Origin of the sequence: Kitasatospora sp. NPDC002040 (assembly GCF_040296785.1) — a bacterium.
Classification (GTDB): domain Bacteria; phylum Actinomycetota; class Actinomycetes; order Streptomycetales; family Streptomycetaceae; genus Kitasatospora.
Genome location: NZ_JBEOXV010000003.1, coordinates 417,179 through 433,841, shown reverse-complemented (window position 1 = coordinate 433,841; position 16,663 = coordinate 417,179). Strand labels below are relative to the sequence as shown.

Genomic DNA, 16,663 nt, shown 5'->3' with positions numbered 1-16,663 from the left:
GTACCCCGCTTCGGCGGAGTACGGGGCCCGTGGTCGTTCCCGTCCCAAGTCGCCCGGTGCTGCCGTATGTTCGTCCCACTGCTGAGCAATTCTTCGGGGGAGAGTTCGGATGACCACGGATTCGGTGTTCCAGCCGCTCTCCGCGGACGACCCGCGCCAGGTCGGCAAGTACCGGTTGGCGGGCCTGCTCGGGGCCGGCGGGATGGGGCGGGTCTATCTGTCGTACACCCCGGGCGGGCGGCCGGTGGCGGTCAAGGTGGTGCGGCGGAAGTTCGCGGCCGACCCGGAGTTCCGCCGCCGGTTCCGGCACGAGGTGGCCAACGCCCGGCGGATCCACGGCCTGTACACCGCGCTGGTGATCGACGCGGGGGTGGACGACGAGACCCCCTGGCTGGCCACCTCGTACGTGGCGGGGCCCTCGCTCCAGCAGGTGGTGCGGGAGTACGGGCCGCTGCCGGTGCGCACCGTGCTGCTGCTGCTCGGCGGGATCGCCGAGGCGCTGCAGGCGATCCACGGGGTCGAGGTGGTGCACCGGGACCTCAAGCCCGCCAATGTGCTGATGGCCGCCGACGGGCCCCGGGTGATCGACTTCGGCATCGCCAGGGCCGCCGACTCCACCGTGCTGACCGACTCGGGCTCGATGATCGGCTCGCCGCCGTTCATGGCGCCCGAGCAGATCCGCGGCCTGCCGGTGACCCCGGCCACCGACGTCTTCGCGCTCGGCGCGCTGGCCGCGTACGTGCTCAGCGGGACCATGCCGTTCGGCGACGGCCCGGACACCGCGGTGCTCTACCGGGTGGTGCACGAGGAGCCCGATCTCGGTCAAGTGCCGGACAGCCTGCGGCCGTTGCTCGCCGCCTGCCTGTCCAAGCAGCCCGGCAACCGGCCCCGGCCGGCCGAGCTGATCCGGGCCGCCAGAGAACACCCGCTGCTGGACGGCGAGTTGAGGTTCACCGAGAACTGGCTGCCGGACCCGGTGACGATGGAGATCGCCCGCCGGGTCGAGCTGCTGCGGCCGCCGCCGCCGACCGTGCCGCCCCGCCCGGCCGCGGTGCCGACCCCGACCCCGAGCGCGGTACGGACCCCGACCGCCCCGGCCACCGCGCCGCCCGCCGCCGCACTCGCCGCACCGCCCCGGCCGGTCGCGCCGCCGCTCGGCGCCTTCGGTCCGCCGCCCGTCCTGCCGACCGCTCCACCGCCGGCCCCGACCGCTCCGGCCGTCCGGTCGAGGGGCGGGAGGCTGCTCGCGGGCGGGCTGGCGCTGGCCGCCGTGGTCGCGGCGGGTATCGCGTTCTGGCCGGAGTCGGAGGACACCGGCCCGTACACCACGGTCTACCGCGACCGGGAGCTCACCATCCCGCCGGCCGGCGACTACGAGTTCGACCTCGACGACGGCAGGGTGGTGCCGTCCGGCGAGTCGTCCTGGAGCGTCGGCACCGCCGGCCCCGAGTTCCGGGTGCGCGGCGAGTCGGACGTCTTCGTGGGCCGGGGCAAGGACCGGCTCGGTGCCCAGGCCTGCGCGCTCGGAGTGGAGAGCGAACCCGCCGCCGGGTCGGTCAAGTTCGACCAGGTGCCGCCCGACCGCTCGTTCTGCGTCCGGTCCCGGGCGACCGGTTCGGTGGCGGTGCTGCGGGTGCTGAAGCTGGGCGACAGCGACGGCCGGGCCACCTGCGCGCTGAGCTACTACCGTTACCAGGGCTGACCCCGGCCCGCCGCCCCGGGCCGATAGCATGCGGGAGCCCGGGGACAGCCTGCCGGGCGGGCCCACCGCTCTGCCTGTTCTGGGGGATCTCCGCACATGACCGCCGCCCCGCTGCCCGACTCCGCCCCGGCCCGGCCGCCGGTCTTCCTGCCGCTGGAGCGCACCGACCCGCGCCAGGTCGGCGGCTACCGGTTGTACGCCCGGCTGGGCGAGGGCGGGATGGGGCGGGTCTACCTGTCGTACACCCCGGGCGGCCGGGCGGTGGCGCTGAAGGTGGTGCGGCCCGAGCTCGCCGAGGAGCCGCAGTTCCAGCGGCGGTTCGCCCAGGAGGTGGCCAGCGCCCAGCGGATCCACGGGCTCTACACCGCCCAGGTGATCGACTCCGGCACGGCCGGCCGGACCCCGTGGCTGGCCACCTCGTACGTGCCCGGGCCCTCGCTCCAGCAGGTGGTGCAGCAGCACGGCGCGCTGCCGGTGCGGACGGTCCTGCTGCTGCTGGCCGGCATCGCCGAGGCGCTGCAGGCGATCCACGGGGTCGAGGTGGTGCACCGGGACCTCAAGCCCTCCAACGTCCTGGTCACGGGCGACGGTCCGCGCGTGATCGACTTCGGCATCGCGCTGGCCACCGACGCCGACGCGCTCACCCGCACCGGGATCCGGATCGGCTCCCCCGCCTTCATGGCCCCCGAGCAGGCCCGGGGCACCGAGGTCGGCGCCGCGACCGACGTCTTCGCCCTGGGTGCGCTGGGTGCGTACGTGGCCGGGGGCGTGGTGCCGTTCGGCGACGGCCCGGACACCGCGGTGCTCTACCGGGTGGTGCACGAGGAGCCGGATCTCAGCCGGGTCCCGGGCGAGTTGCAGGAGCTGCTGCTGCGCTGCCTGGCCAAGCAGCCGGAGCAGCGTCCGACGCCCGCTGAGATCATCGAGGCGGCCCGCAGCCACCCGGCCCTGGGCGGGCAGCTGCTCTTCGCCGACTGGCTGCCCGGCGGGATCACCGCCGAGATCGCCCGCCGCTCCGAGCTCCCGCCGGCCGAGCTGCTGTCCGGCCCGGACGACGAGCCGCTGTCCTCGGCCGAGGCCCCGACCGCCCTGATCGACGCCCCGGCCCCGACCAGGCTCCTCGCCCCGGCCGAGGAGCCGGCGACCCGACTGCTGACCCCCGCCGAGGAGCCGCAGACCGCTCCGGCCACCCAGGCCGCCCCGGCCGGGGCGCGGCGGACCGGCCGCTGGAAGGCCGGGCTGGCGGCGGTCCTGCTGCTGGCCGTCGGCGGCACGGTGGGCGGCGTGCTCTGGGTCAAAAACTCCGGCGCGAAGTCCGGCGGCTCCGGCCCGGGCGGGTACGCCGCCGAGTACACCGACCGGGAGCTGCTCTCCCCCGACGGCCGGTACGACTTCGACCTCAAGCTCGGCAAGGTGATCCCGAGTCAGGGGGCCACCTGGTTCCTGGGGCACAGCTCGGACGAGTTCTACCTCACCGAGGACAGTGACGCCTTCATCGCCGAGGAGGAGCAGCAGCCCACCCCGGAGCAGTGCGCGGCGGGCATCGACCAGCAGCCGGTGACGGCACTGCGGTTCGACGACGTGCCGGCCGGGCGGTACTTCTGCGTCCGCGAGCGGAGCACCCACGACCTGGCGATCGTCCGGGTGATCGGCACGAATCCGGACGGCGGGCCGGTGGAGGTCTCGCTCGGCTACTACCGGCACCAGGGCTGATCACCCGCCGGACTATCCTGGGCCGGTCACACCCCAACCGACCCGGAGCACACCGTGTACTTCACCGACCGCGGCATCGAGGAGCTGACGAGCCGGCGCGGCGACGAGGAGGTCACCTTCGAGTGGCTGGCCGAGCGCCTGCGCGAGTTCGTCGACCTGAACCCGGACTTCGAGATCCCGGTGGAGCGGCTGGCCACCTGGCTGGCCAGGCTCGACGACGAGGACGAGGACTGACGCAGCACCCGCAGGAGCGGCCCGAGGGCCCGGAGGCGACCGCCTCCGGGCCCTCGGCTTTCCCTGAGTGACCCTGAGGTTCCCCCGAGACCTCCTTGACTTCGCCTCCACGCGATATATCGTGTTGTTCAGGGGAGACGCGATACATCGCGTATCCGACAACGGGAGGCGGGACACATCATGGGCAAGTGGACGGTCAGCGAGCCTGACAGGATCACCCTGGACGAGCCGGTCGGCACGCTGCATGTGCGCGTGGTCGCCGGAGCCGTGAACGTGGTCGCCGGCGAGGGCCCGGCCCGGCTGGAGGTCACCGAGCTGGAGGGCGAGCCGCTGCAGGTCACGCTGGAGAACGGCGTCCTGACGGTCACCTACCAGGACCTCGCCTGGAGCGAGCTGGCCGAGTCGGTCAAGTCGCTGGAGACGGTGAAGAGCTTCTTCGGCGGGCTGCGCCGCAAGCGCCGCGCCGTGGTCTCGCTGAGCGTGCCGGCCGGCTCCGACGTCAAGGTCGGCTCGGTCTCCGCCGCCACCACCGTCTCCGGCATCGCCGGGCCGGTCGCCGTACACGGCGCCAGCGGCGAGACCACCCTGGTCGGCCTGATCGGCCGGACCGACGTCAACACCGTCACCGGCGACGTGAACGCCCAGTCGGTGGCCGGGGAGCTCCGGGTCAACACCGTCTCCGGGCACGTCACCGTGGTCGCCGGCACCGCCGACAAGCTGCTCGCCAAGTCGGTCAGCGGCTCGGTCACCCTGGACCTGGACACCACCACTCCGACCGACCTGCACGTCACCACGGTCAGCGGCGCGGTCGCCGTCCGGCTGCCCTCGCAGACCGACGCCAAGGTCGAGGCGGGCAGCACCGGCGGCGAACTCTCCAGCACCTTCGAGGAGTTGAAGGTCGGCGGCAGCTGGGGCACCAAGAAGCTCTCCGGCCAGCTGGGCTCCGGCACCGGCCGGCTCCAGGTCACCACCGTCTCCGGCGCCGTGACCGTGCTCCGCCGCCCGGAGGCCGAGTCCGACCGGATCGACCTGGTCAAGGAACTCCCGGCCGCCCCCACCGACCCCACCACCCAGGAGAGCTGACATGACCCCCGTCTTCGGCCACGGCCGCCTCCGCCTCTACCTGCTCAAGCTGCTGGACGAGTCGCCCCGGCACGGCTACGAGGTGATCCGCCTGCTGGAGGAGCGCTTCCAGGGCCTGTACGCGCCCTCGGCCGGCACCGTGTACCCCCGGCTGGCCAAGCTGGAGCAGGAGGGCCTGGTCGCCCACAGCACCGAGGGCGGGCGCAAGGTCTACCGGCTCACCGAGGCCGGACGCACCGAGCTGTCGACCCGTCAGAGCGAGTTGGCCGAGCTCGAGGTGGAGATCCGGGACTCCGTGGCCCAGCTCGCCGGGGCGATCCGGGAGGACGTCCGGGACAGCGCCCAGGACCTGCGGGCCGAGATCTGGGGGGCGGCCAAGGAGGCCCCGCGCCCCAGGTCCGAGGACGGCTCCGACCCCTGGGCCGGCCCCTGGGGGGACAAGGAGTCCTGGCAGCGCGCCAAGGACGAGTTCACCCAGTTCAAGCTCCAGGCCAAGGAGCAGGCGAAGCGCGCCAAGGAGCAGGAGCGGGCCGCCAAGCAGAAGGCCAAGGCGGCCGAGGACGAGGCCCGCCGCCTGCGCGCCGAGGCCAAGGCGTCCAGGACCGCCGCCCAGCAGGAGGCGCTGCGGATCAAGCGCCGGATCGAGCAGCAGGTCAAGGAGGCCGCGGCCGGCGGCGACTGGACGGCCGGCCTGGCCGAGGGGCTCTCCGAGCTCACCCGCTCGCTCTCCGGCCTGGCCGACGCCAAGTGGGGCCGCCCGGCCGACGCGCCCGCCGACGGCGGGGCCGAGGAGGTCCGACTGGACCGGATCGACCTCGACAAGCCTCCGGCCGACCTGCCCGAGTGGGCCACCACCGACCCCGCCGCCGACCCGGCCCGCGAGCTGGAGCGCCTGCTCGACCGCTTCCGCGACCAGGTCCGCGACGCCGCCCGCGACGGCGGCGTGACGCCCGCCCGGCTCGGCTCCGCCCAGGCCGTGCTGGCCGCGGCGGCCGAGCAGCTGCACCGCACCCTGGGCCGCTAGGACGCCAGGTGAGGGGCGGTACCGGTCTCACCGGTACCGCCCCTCCCGGCTGTCACGGCGTCAGGACCAGCTTGCCGAAGACGTCCCCCTCGGCCAGCCGGGCGAAGGCGTCCCTGGCCTCGGTGAGGGGCAGCACGGTGTCGACCACCGGGCGGATGCCGGAGTTGGCGCAGAGGGCGAGCAGGGCGGCGAGCTCGTCCTTGGTGCCCATGGTGGAGCCCTGGACGTTGAGTTCGAGGAAGAAGATCCGGTTCAGCTCGGCGGCCTTCGGGCTCGGGCCCGAGGTGGCGCCGGAGATGACGATGCTGCCGCCGGGCCTGAGCGCCTTGACCGAGTGGGACCAGGTGGCCGCGCCGACCGTCTCCATCACCGCGTCGACCCGCTCGGGCAGCCGGGCCCCGCTCTCGAAGGCGGCGTCGGCACCCAGCCGGAGCGCGCGGTCCCGCTTGGCCTCGTCCCGGCCGGTGACCCAGACCCGCAGGCCGGCCGCCTTGCCCAGGACGATCAGCGCGGTGGCCACTCCCCCGCCCGCCCCCTGCACCAGCACGGTCTGGCCGGGCCGGGCCGCCGCCTTGGTGAACAGCATCCGGTACGCCGTCAGCCAGGCGGTGGGCAGGCAGGCGGCCTCGGCGAAGGAGAGCTCGGCCGGCTTCGGCAGCAGGTTCCAGGTCGGGACGGCCACCCGCTCGGCGAACGTGCCCTGGTAGCGCTCGGTCAGGATCGACCGGGGCTCGTCCGGGCCGACGCCGTGGCCGCTCTGGCCGATCACCGAGTGGATCACCACCTCGTTGCCGTGCTCGTCGACGCCGGCGGCGTCACAGCCCAGGATCATCGGCAGCCGCTCGGCCGGCAGCCCCACCCCGCGCAGCGACCAGAGGTCGTGGTGGTTCAGGGTGGCGGCCTTGACCGTCACCACGCTCCACCCCGACCTGGCCACGGGCTCGGGCAGCTCGCCCAACTCCAGTGCGCTGAGCGGGTCCTCGGCATCGATACGGGCTGCGTAGGCGGCGAACATGCCCCGGACGATAGCGGTGAACCACCGCTAACCGGAACCACCCATCGGTGTGACGCCGACCTCTCGACAGCCGACAGGGGCCCGGAGAACCGCGACGCCGCCTGGCGTCGTCACCGTTCCCCGGGCCCCTGGACCGTCGGCAGGGTCCTGCCTACAGGCGGGCGACGCCCTCGCGGCGGGCCGCCTCGGCGACCGCCTTGGTGACCGCCGGCGCGACCCGCTCGTCGAACGGCGAGGGGATCACCTTCTGCGGGGTCAGCTCGTCGGCGACCACGGCGGCCAGCGCCTCGGCGGCGGCCAGCTTCATCCCCTCGGTGATCCGGGTGGCCCGGACCTGGAGGGCGCCGGCGAAGATGCCGGGGAAGGCCAGCACGTTGTTGATCTGGTTCGGGAAGTCGGACCGCCCGGTGGCCACCACGGCGGCGTAGCGGTGCGCGACCTCCGGGTGGATCTCCGGGTTCGGGTTGGCCATCGCGAAGATGAAGCAGCCCTCGGCCATGGTGGCGACGACGTCCTCGGGGACGGTGCCGCCGGAGACGCCGATGAAGACGTCCGCCCCGGCCAGCGCGTCGGCCAGCGAGCCCTTGAGCCCGGCCTTGTTGGTGACGGCGGCGATCTCGGCCTTGACGTCGGTCAGGTCGCCCCGGCCCTCGTACACCACACCGCGGCGGTCGCAGACGGACACGTCGCCGATGCCGGCCGCGACCAGCATCTTGGCGATCGCGATGCCGGCCGCGCCGGCGCCGGAGATGACCGCGCGGAGCGAGCCGATCTCCCGGCCGGTGACCTTGGCGGCGTTCCACAGCGCGGCGGTGGAGACGATCGCGGTGCCGTGCTGGTCGTCGTGGAAGATCGGGATGTCCAGGGCGTCCTGGAGCCGGCGCTCGATCTCGAAGCAGCGGGGGGCGGAGATGTCCTCCAGGTTGACGCCGCCGAAGGAGGGCGCCAGCCGGACCACGGTCTCGACGATCTCGTCGACCCCGGTGCAGGCCAGCGCGATCGGCACCGCGTCCACGCCGCCGAACTGCTTGAACAGGATGGCCTTGCCCTCCATGACGGGCAGCGAGGCCTCCGGGCCGATGTCGCCGAGCCCGAGCACGGCGGTGCCGTCGGTCACGACGGCGACCACGTTGGACTTCCAGGTGTAGTCGTTGACCAGCTCGGGCTGCTCGGCGATGGCCGTGCAGACCTTGGCGACACCGGGGGTGTAGGCGAGGGACAGGTCGTCCGCGTCGCGCACCGGCACCGTCGCCCGGATCTCCATCTTGCCGCCGCGGTGGAGCGCGAACACGGCGTCGACGGGGTCGTCGGTGTCTTGAGTGCTGCTGTGGATGATCTCCGCTGCCACGATGACCTCTTCGTCATGATCAGCGAGAGCGCGTTCCGACGGACGTTCGACCCGCTCCGGGAATACCGAAAAACCCGGGACCGCCGTGGCGGACCCGGAGGGGGTCGGGGCACTGCCGTCGGGCAACGCCCTCGGGTGAGGGTTTTTTGGGTGTCGCTGCGTTGTGCTTCCGGTCTGCCAGGGCATCGTCCGGTCGGTACCGGACCATGAGCCTAGGTCGGACTCAGGCATCGCACCTATGCCTTTTTGTCCTTTTAACGCGCATGTCATCCCCTGGTCGGACAGTTGACGACCTCTGGTTTCGGAAGTTCCAGAAGCCCTGCACCGAACAACGGCGATCATGCACGCACACCCGCAGGAGTGAACACCAGACACGGAGGGGAGCTGGCGCCTCGAATCCGGAGTCGGCGTCGTCGACTTCCGGTTCTGCGCGCCCCAGGCCTGTCGGGACCTGGCGGTCTGAGTTCTGATCGGGGGTCACCCGATACCCGATTCTGACACATCCGAGACCCGCCCCGGCAGGGCGGGATGGCAGGATCCCTGTTCCGGCCACCGACCAGGACCGTCCGCGCGACACGCGAGCGCGACCCCTCCGGTCCCGTCGCAGACCCGCGCAAGGCCCGGTGGCACGGGCACCACCTCTCCCACAGGAGGAGCTTCGCCATGCAGCGCATCACCCTCATACCTCGTCAGATCGGCCGCTGCGGTGCGGTCGTGGCAGCGGGGTCGCTCCTTCTCACCGCGTGCGGCGGCGAGCAGAAGCAGCAGAACTCCGCGGACGAACTGCACTCCCTCGTACCGGCCGGTATCAGGGCGGCCGGCGTTCTGCGGATCGGTTCGGACCTGAACTACGCACCGGTGGAGTTCCGGGACGCGAACGGCGAGGAGACCGGCCTCGACCCGGAGATCGCCGCGGCGGTCGGCAAGGAGCTCGGCCTGCGGATCGAGTTCGTCGACACCACCTTCGACAAACTGCTCCCCGGCCTGCACGACAAGCAGTACGACGTGGTGATGTCCGCGATGAGCGACAACCGCCAGCGCCGGGAGGGCACCGACGACTCGGGCAAGCAGACCGGCCCGGGCGTGGACTTCGTCGACTACTTCATCGCCGGGACCTCGATCCTGGTCCGCAAGGGCAACCCGAAGTCCATCTCGGACCTGGACGACCTGTGCGGGCACACCGTCGCCCTGCAACGCGGCACCACCCAGGCGGACGTGATCGACCGCCAGACCGTCGCCTGCACCAAGGCCGGGAAGCCGCTCAAGGTGAAGCTCTTCGACAACGACGACCTCGCGCTGGCCGAGCTGGCAGCCGGGCGCGCGGACGCGGACCTGAACGACTTCCCGGTGGCCGCCTACGTGGCCCAGCAGCGGGACGGCGGCAAGACCTTCCAGGTGGCCAGCGCCCAGCTGCAGCCCGGCCCGTACGGGATCGCGGTGCCGAAGGACAACCCTGCCCTGCGCGACGCGCTGCTCAAGGCCCTCAACCGGGTGATCCGCAGCGGCGAGTACGACAAGATCCTGACCAAGTGGAACGTGACGGCCGGGGCGGCGCAGAACGCGGTTGCCAACGGCGGGTTCTGACCGGCCCGCACCCCTCCGGTCTGCATACTTATACACGGAGTGACAGGGACACGGGATTAGTCCGGATAGCGGACACTCCGGCCCCCCGTTATCCGATTTTGATCTGAATAGTGGCCCGATCCCTGACCCCTGATGGCAGGATTCCCACCAACTCGGATCGCTTCAGCCCACCTCGGCGGAGGGTGGCGACAGCCCCGGCACCCGTACGCCGCCCCCGCGGCGCGCTCCGCCCAGCCTCTCCCACAGGAGGAGACTCCCCCCATGACCGTCCGTAACCCGCGCACCCGCCTCTTCGCCGCCGGTGCCGTCCTCGCGACCGGGTCCCTGCTGCTCACCGCGTGCGGCAGCAGCTCCTCGCCCAGCGGCGCCGCGAGCCCGAGTGGATCCGTCAAGGCCGTCACCGCCGATGCCTCGCTGGCCGCCCTCGTGCCGGCCGACGTGAAGTCGGGCGGCAAGCTGGTGGTCGCGGTCGACGCGTCCTACGCGCCGAACGAGTTCAAGGACGACAAGGGCACCATCGTCGGCATGGACGTCGACCTGGCCAACGCCATCGCGCAGAAGCTCGGCCTGACCGCCGACGTCCAGAACTCCCCGTTCACCGCGATCATCCCGGGCATCTCCGCGAAGAAGTTCGCCCTCGGCATGAGCTCCTTCACGGACACCAAGGAGCGCGAGGCGACCGTCGACATGGTCACCTACTTCACCGCCGGCACCTCCGCCGCCGTGAAGAAGGGCAACCCGGAGAAGGTCGCGGCCGACGACTACTGCGGCAAGAAGGTGGCCGTCCAGACCGGCACCACCCAGGCCGACGCGGTCAAGGACACCATCAACCCGGCCTGCACCAAGGCGGGCAAGGCCACCGTCCCGAACGACGGCGACAAGTTCGACCTCCAGACCGACGTGACCACCGCGCTGGTCTCCGGCCGCGACCAGGTCATGCTGGCCGACTCCCCGGTCATCGACTACGCGATCAAGCAGACCAACGGCCAGCTGGAGAAGCTCGGCGGCACCACCGACAGCGCGCCGTACGGCGTCGTGGTGGCCAAGGGCTCGGACCTGACCAAGGCGGTCCAGGGCGCCATCACCGCGCTGATCGCGGACGGCACCTACAAGTCGATCCTGTCGAAGTGGGGCGTCGAGGCCGGTGCGGTCGACAAGTCCGTGATCAACGGCGCCACCAGCTGACCTGTCGTCAGACCTCACTCCCCGAAGGTCCCCTGTGAACTCTCCCGACCAGGGGGTGACGAAGCAGCCGGCACGGCCCGAAAGCATCAAGGCCGTGCCGGTCCGTCACCCCGGACGCTGGGCCGGAGCCGTCGTCATCGTGGTACTCATCGCGATGCTGCTCCACGCCCTGTTCTACAACAAGGCATTCCAATGGGATGTCGTCGGCAAGTACCTCTTCGACTCCAGCATCACCAACGGCCTGGTCGTCACGCTGGAGCTGACCGCGCTCTCGATGGTGATGGGCCTGGTCGGCGGCGTGCTGCTGGCCGTCATGCGGCTCTCGCCGAACCCGCTGCTCTCCGGCGTGGCCTGGCTCTACATCTGGATCTTCCGGGGCACCCCGGTCCTGGTCCAGCTGGTGTTCTGGAACTTCCTCGGCGCGCTCTGGCCGACGCTGTCGATCGGCATCCCGTTCGGCCCCGAGTTCTGGTCCGGGTCGACCAACACGCTGATCCCGGTCTTCACCGCGGCACTGCTCGGCCTCGGCCTGAACGAGGCCGCCTACATGGCCGAGATCGTCCGCGGCGGCATCCAGTCGGTGGACGAGGGCCAGGCCGAGGCCTCGCACGCGCTGGGTATGAGCCGGTTCACCACCATGCGCCGGATCGTGCTCCCGCAGGCGATGCGCGTGATCATCCCGCCCACCGGCAACGAGACCATCTCGATGCTCAAGACCACCTCGCTGGTCTCGGTGATCGCCCTGGAGGAGCTCTTCCGGGCCGGCCAGAACATCTACTCGCGCACCTTCGAGACCATCCCGCTGCTGATCACGGTCAGCCTCTGGTACCTCTTCCTGACCTCGGTGCTGACCGTCGGCCAGTACTACGTCGAGCGGTACTACGCACGGGGCAGCAACCGGGCCCTGCCGCCGACCCCGATCCAGCGGATAAGGGCTCTGTTCCAGGGCCGGCACACCCCGCCGGCCCCGCCGGTGGTCAACCCCGGGGTGCACGGCGGAGGTAACTTCTCATGACCGAGCTGACCAAACAGGACCGGCCCGAGCACCCGATGGTCAAGGCCGAGGGCGTCCGGAAGTCGTACGGACAGGTCGAGGTGCTCAAGGGCATCGACCTGGAGGTCAAGCAGGGCGAGGTGTTCTGCCTGATCGGCCCGTCCGGTTCCGGCAAGTCCACCTTCCTCCGCTGCATCAACCACCTGGAGAAGATCAACGGCGGCTTCCTCTCGGTGGACGGCGAACTCGTCGGCTACCGCCAGAAGGGCGACCGGCTGTACGAGCTGAAGGACCGTGAGGTCGCGGTCAAGCGCCAGGACATCGGCATGGTGTTCCAGCGCTTCAACCTCTTCCCGCACATGACCGCGATGCAGAACATCATCGAGGCCCCGGTGCAGGTCAAGGGCGAGAGCCGGGCCGATGCCAGGCAGCGGGCGATGGCCCTGCTGGAGCGGGTCGGCCTGGCCGACAAGGCCGCCAGCTACCCGTCCCAGCTCTCCGGTGGCCAGCAGCAGCGGGTGGCGATTGCCCGGGCGCTCGCCATGAAGCCCAAGCTGATGCTCTTCGACGAGCCCACCTCGGCGCTCGACCCCGAGCTGGTCGGCGACGTCCTCGACGTCATGCGCGACCTGGCCCGGGAGGGCATGACGATGATCGTCGTCACCCACGAGATGGGCTTCGCCCGCGAGGTCGGCGACGCGCTGGTCTTCATGGACGGCGGCGTGGTGGTCGAGTCCGGCCACCCGCGCGAGGTGCTCACCAACCCGCAGCACGAGCGGACCAGGGCCTTCCTCTCCAAGGTGCTCTGACCCCACCGCGCAGGCGCCCGTACGGTCTCCGGACCGTGCGGGCGCCTGCGCGTTTCCGCCGGGGGCCGGAGGTAATACCCTGGGGGCAGCTCACCCGTTACGCCCTGCCCTGGAAGGACCCCCTGTGGAGCTCGCCGCGTACGCCAACTTCGCCGTTCGGCTGGTGAACAGCGAGGAGCCCGAGCGCGGCACCGACGCGCTGACCTCGGTCGAGGCGGTCCGCGCGCTGTTCGGGCCCTCGGCCCAGGCCGCCGGGCTGGCCGACGAGTCCGACCTGCCCCGGCTGCGGGCGGTCCGGACCAGGCTGCGCGGGGTCTTCGAGGCCGCCGCCGAGGGGGACGAGATCCGCGGGGTCGACCTGCTGAACAGCCTGATGATCGAGTACCCGGTCAGCCCGGTGGTCTCCGGCCACGACTACCTGGACGACGCCGGGCGGCCGCGCTGGCACCTGCACCTGGCCGACAACGCCCCCACCGCCACCGCCAACTTCACCGCGGTCGCCTGCATGGGCCTGGCCATCCACCTGACCGAGCTGGGCGCCGACCGGCTCGGCATCTGCCAGGCCGCCCCCTGCCGGAACGCGTACCTGGACACCTCCACCAACCGCTCCCGCCGCTACTGCTCCGACCGCTGCGCCACCCGCGCCAACGTCGCCGCCTACCGCGCCCGCAAGCGCGAGGAGGCCCGCCGGGCCGCCCCGGCGGCCTGAGCGGTCGTCAGAGCTCCAGATCGATCGGCCGGTACGGGCCCAGCCGGCCCGGGCGCGGCCACAGTCGGCACACGACCTGACCCAGTACCAACTCGTCGGCCACCGGCCCGTACTCGCGACTGTCGCTGCGCACGCCCTGGTTGTCGGAGAGCATCCACCACCCGTCCGGCCGCCGCTCGGCCGCCCGCTTGAGCACCAGCAGCTCCGGCCGGACGGGGTGCCTGAACAGCACCACCGCCTCCGGCCGCACCCTGACCCCGTACCGGACCAGCACCAGCTCACCGTCCCGCAGCCGCGGCCGCATCGACGGCCCCGCCACCGCGGCCACGCCGAACGGCACCAGCCCGCCGCCCTGCTGTCGACCCGTCATCCGCACCGCGACTCACCCCTCCGCGCACCCGAACCCAGGCTCTGAGGGTAATCTCAGGCGCGGGAAGACGATCTAAGGAAGGACTCCCATGCGTCTGTTTGCTTCGCGCGTCACCGCGCACGCCCACTGCGACCTGCCCTGCGGCGTGTACGACCCGGCCCAGGCCCGCATCGAGGCCGAGTCGGTGAAGGCCACTCAGGAGAAGTACCAGGCCAACGAGGACCCGGTGTTCCGGGCCCGGGCCATCGGCATCAAGGAGGAGCGGGCCGAGCTGGTCAAGCACCACCTCTCGGTGCTGCACACCGACTACTTCAAGGCCCCGCACTTCGAGAAGTACCCGCAGCTGCACGAGCTGTTCAACAACGCGGGCAAGGCCGCCTCGGCCGCCAAGGCGTCCACCGACCCGGCCACCGGCCAGGCGCTGCTGGACCTGATCGCCGAGATCGACAGCATCTTCTGGGAGACCAAGAAGGCCGCTGCCTGATCCCGGAGCCCACGCTCCTGTGCCCGGCCGCTCACCGAGCGGCCGGGCACACGCGTTCCCGAAAGGCCTTTCCGGTCTGCCGGGGCGCCCAAGTAGGCTCGCCGTATGATCCGCACCGCCGAACCCTCCGACGTCCCCCTGATCCTCGACCTGATCCGCGAGCTGGCCGACTACGAGAAGGCCCCGCAGGAGGCCGTCGCCACCCTGGAACAGCTGCACGAGGTCCTGTTCGGGGCGAACCCGGCCGTCTTCGGCCTGATCGCCGAGGACGACGGGACCGGCGAGCCGGTCGGCTTCGCGCTCTGGTTCCGGAACTTCTCCACCTGGCGCGGCACCCACGGGGTGTACCTGGAGGACCTCTACGTCCGCCCGAGCGCACGCGGCGGCGGCCACGGCAAGGCACTGCTGACCGAGCTGGCCCGGATCTGCGTCCGGCGCGGCTACTCCCGGATGGAGTGGTCCGTACTCGACTGGAACGAGCCCTCGATCGGTTTCTACCGCTCGATCGGCGCCGTCCCGATGGACGGCTGGTCGGTCTTCCGGCTGACCGACGACGCACTGTCCGCCCTCGGCGCCGAGTAGCGCACCGGTCGCCGGAGTTCGAACACGTTAGCTCGTTCCCGTGACGGTGGTCCTGGATCGCGACAAGCGTCGGTGGATAGCGGTAACGTCACGGGCGGATGCGCGGCGTTCCGACCTCTCCCGTATGGGTATGACCGGTACGTACCGCACCACCCCTCTGGACAGTTGGGGCGAAGCAGTTGAACCGAGCAACAGGAAGTGCCGCGGCTCCCGAGCCGCAAGCACCTTGCGTCACCCAGGAGGTGAGGGTGTCCCAGATCGACGGCGATCCCGGTGTGAAGGACTTCGTCGAAGTCCGGCTGCCCGCGGCAGGGGCGTACCTCTCGGTACTGCGAACGGCGACCGCCGGCCTCGCGGCCCGGTTGGACTTCACCCTGGACGAGATCGAGGATCTCCGGATCGCGGTGGACGAGGCCTGCGCCATCCTGCTCCAGCAGGCGGTGCCCGGCTCCGTACTCTGCTGCGAGTTCCGGCTGGTCGGCGACTCGCTGCGGGTCACCGTCTCGGCTCCGACCACGGACGGCCGGGCCCCCGAGCGGGACACCTTCGCCTGGACGGTGCTCTCCGCACTGGCCGGCGAGGTGGAGTCCTCGGTGGCCGCCGACAAGACGGTGAGCATCAGCCTGCACAAGAAGCGCGGCGGAGCACCGGCACCGGTGTGAGAACCGCCGGTGCGAGGCCCGCCCGTGCAGCCGTACGCCCGGCACCCCGTGTGCCGCGCGTACGGCTCCCCCGTACCGCCCCGCGGTACACCCCATGTGAAGTGCTCCCGGAACGGAACGGGTGACCGCCGTGAGTGATCTCGACCGCACAGGCGTTGCCGGAAGCCCGGCCGCCACCGCCGAGGTGACGCTGCCGCCCCAGGCGGGCGCCACCTCCCCGCACCTTGCCCGAACCGACACCGCCAACGTGCACCCGAAGGACACCCATCGGATGAGCCAGCCGACCGATCCGCCGACCGATCCGTCGCCGACGCCGGAGCAGCCGCCGGCTGCGGCCGGTGCCGAGGAGGTGCGCCCCGCGGTCCCCGTCCAGGTGCACCGCTCCGGCGCGCCGGACCGGGAGGCCGCGCGGGCGCTGTTCGTCAAGCTGGCCGGGCTGGCCGAGGGATCGCCCGAGCGGGTCGAGCTGCGCAACCAGCTGGTCCGGATGCACATCCCGCTGGTCGAGCACCTGGCCCGGCGGTTCCGCAACCGCGGCGAGCCGCTGGACGACCTGACCCAGGTCGCCACCATCGGCCTGATCAAGTCGGTGGACCGCTTCGACCACGAGCGCGGGGTCGAGTTCTCCACCTACGCCACCCCGACCATCGTGGGCGAGATCAAGCGGCACTTCCGGGACAAGGGCTGGGCGGTCCGGGTGCCGCGCCGGCTCCAGGAACTGCGGCTCTCGCTCACCACGGCGACCAGCGAGCTCTCCCAGCGGCACGGCCGCTCCCCCACCGTGCACGAGCTGGCGGAGCACCTCGGCATCTCCGAGGAGGACGTGCTGGAGGGCCTGGAGTCGGCGAACGCCTACTCCACCCTCTCGCTGGACGTGCCGGACAGCGACGACGAGTCGCCCGCCGTCGCGGACACCCTGGGCTCCACCGACCTCGCGCTGGAGGGGGTCGAGTACCGGGAGTCGCTCAAGCCGCTGCTGGCCCAACTCCCGCCCCGGGAGCAGAAGATCCTGGTGCTCCGGTTCTTCCGGAACATGACCCAGTCGCAGATCGCGGCCGAGGTGGGCATCTCCCAGATGCACGTCTCCCGGCTGCTGGCCCGCACGCTGGCCCAGCTCCGGGAGAAGCTCCTCGTCGAGGAGTGACCTCCGCCTGGGTGACCGGGG

General features: G+C 71.7%; 17 protein-coding genes. 14 read left to right on the top strand and 3 right to left on the bottom strand.

Annotated features, from left to right (window positions below; translation table 11 throughout):
- Positions 1–109 precede the first annotated feature (109 nt).
- The 5 genes from ABT118_RS12260 (at position 110) to ABT118_RS12240 (ending at position 5,756) form a co-directional block, all read left to right on the top strand.
- Positions 110–1,702 carry a serine/threonine-protein kinase gene (locus ABT118_RS12260; RefSeq protein WP_350662555.1) on the top strand — a complete coding sequence of 531 codons (1,593 nt, stop codon included), beginning with the start codon at positions 110–112 and terminating at the stop codon, positions 1,700–1,702.
- A 96-nt stretch (positions 1,703–1,798) separates the two neighbouring features.
- Entirely contained in the window at positions 1,799–3,415 is a 1,617-nt protein-coding gene (locus ABT118_RS12255) for a serine/threonine-protein kinase (RefSeq protein ID WP_350662531.1), read from the top strand.
- A 54-nt stretch (positions 3,416–3,469) separates the two neighbouring features.
- Positions 3,470–3,649, top strand: a complete 180-nt coding sequence (locus tag ABT118_RS12250; protein ID WP_350662506.1) for a DUF6104 family protein — start codon at positions 3,470–3,472, stop codon at positions 3,647–3,649.
- 180 nt (positions 3,650–3,829) lie between these two features.
- A complete protein-coding gene (locus ABT118_RS12245; RefSeq protein WP_350662493.1) occupies positions 3,830–4,732 on the top strand; it encodes a DUF4097 family beta strand repeat-containing protein in 903 nt (300 codons plus the stop codon).
- 1 nt (position 4,733) lies between these two features.
- Entirely contained in the window at positions 4,734–5,756 is a 1,023-nt protein-coding gene (locus tag ABT118_RS12240) for a PadR family transcriptional regulator (RefSeq protein ID WP_350662479.1), read from the top strand.
- 52 nt (positions 5,757–5,808) lie between these two features.
- Here ABT118_RS12240 and ABT118_RS12235 read toward each other — a convergent pair whose 3' ends face one another.
- Complete coding sequence (locus ABT118_RS12235) at positions 5,809–6,771, bottom strand: zinc-binding dehydrogenase (RefSeq protein ID WP_350662464.1); 963 nt, start codon at positions 6,769–6,771, stop codon at positions 5,809–5,811.
- Positions 6,772–6,922: 151 nt separating this feature from the next.
- Positions 6,923–8,119 carry an NAD(P)-dependent malic enzyme gene (locus ABT118_RS12230; RefSeq protein ID WP_350662452.1) on the bottom strand — a complete coding sequence of 399 codons (1,197 nt, stop codon included), beginning with the start codon at positions 8,117–8,119 and terminating at the stop codon, positions 6,923–6,925.
- A 663-nt stretch (positions 8,120–8,782) separates the two neighbouring features.
- Here ABT118_RS12230 and ABT118_RS12225 point away from each other — a divergent pair.
- From ABT118_RS12225 to ABT118_RS12205, 5 genes are all read left to right on the top strand, one after another.
- Positions 8,783–9,703: an ABC transporter substrate-binding protein gene (locus ABT118_RS12225; RefSeq protein ID WP_350662440.1), complete on the top strand. Its 921-nt coding sequence runs from the start codon at positions 8,783–8,785 to the stop codon at positions 9,701–9,703.
- Positions 9,704–9,964: 261 nt separating this feature from the next.
- Complete coding sequence (locus tag ABT118_RS12220; protein WP_350662430.1) at positions 9,965–10,888, top strand: ABC transporter substrate-binding protein; 924 nt, start codon at positions 9,965–9,967, stop codon at positions 10,886–10,888.
- Between the two features lie 94 nt (positions 10,889–10,982).
- A complete protein-coding gene (locus ABT118_RS12215; RefSeq protein ID WP_350662412.1) occupies positions 10,983–11,903 on the top strand; it encodes an amino acid ABC transporter permease in 921 nt (306 codons plus the stop codon).
- Positions 11,904–11,938: 35 nt separating this feature from the next.
- The gene (locus ABT118_RS12210; protein ID WP_350665281.1) at positions 11,939–12,691 is read left to right on the top strand and encodes an amino acid ABC transporter ATP-binding protein; all 753 of its coding nucleotides are present in this window, start codon (positions 11,939–11,941) and stop codon (positions 12,689–12,691) included.
- A gap of 124 nt (positions 12,692–12,815) precedes the next feature.
- Positions 12,816–13,400 carry a CGNR zinc finger domain-containing protein gene (locus ABT118_RS12205; protein WP_350662385.1) on the top strand — a complete coding sequence of 195 codons (585 nt, stop codon included), beginning with the start codon at positions 12,816–12,818 and terminating at the stop codon, positions 13,398–13,400.
- A 7-nt stretch (positions 13,401–13,407) separates the two neighbouring features.
- Here ABT118_RS12205 and sodX read toward each other — a convergent pair whose 3' ends face one another.
- Positions 13,408–13,770 carry a nickel-type superoxide dismutase maturation protease gene (gene sodX, locus ABT118_RS12200; protein WP_350662371.1) on the bottom strand — a complete coding sequence of 121 codons (363 nt, stop codon included), beginning with the start codon at positions 13,768–13,770 and terminating at the stop codon, positions 13,408–13,410.
- An 88-nt stretch (positions 13,771–13,858) separates the two neighbouring features.
- Here sodX and sodN point away from each other — a divergent pair, with 88 nt between their 5' ends.
- The 4 genes from sodN (at position 13,859) to ABT118_RS12180 (ending at position 16,642) form a co-directional block, all read left to right on the top strand.
- Positions 13,859–14,254 (top strand): superoxide dismutase, Ni, encoded by a 396-nt coding sequence (sodN, locus tag ABT118_RS12195; protein WP_350662348.1) that lies wholly within the window; start codon positions 13,859–13,861, stop codon positions 14,252–14,254.
- Positions 14,255–14,359: 105 nt separating this feature from the next.
- Complete coding sequence (locus ABT118_RS12190) at positions 14,360–14,836, top strand: GNAT family N-acetyltransferase (RefSeq protein ID WP_350662313.1); 477 nt, start codon at positions 14,360–14,362, stop codon at positions 14,834–14,836.
- Positions 14,837–15,084: 248 nt separating this feature from the next.
- Positions 15,085–15,498 carry an ATP-binding protein gene (locus ABT118_RS12185; protein ID WP_350662293.1) on the top strand — a complete coding sequence of 138 codons (414 nt, stop codon included), beginning with the start codon at positions 15,085–15,087 and terminating at the stop codon, positions 15,496–15,498.
- A gap of 271 nt (positions 15,499–15,769) precedes the next feature.
- Positions 15,770–16,642: an RNA polymerase sigma factor SigF gene (locus ABT118_RS12180; RefSeq protein WP_350665259.1), complete on the top strand. Its 873-nt coding sequence runs from the start codon at positions 15,770–15,772 to the stop codon at positions 16,640–16,642.
- Positions 16,643–16,663 lie beyond the last annotated feature (21 nt).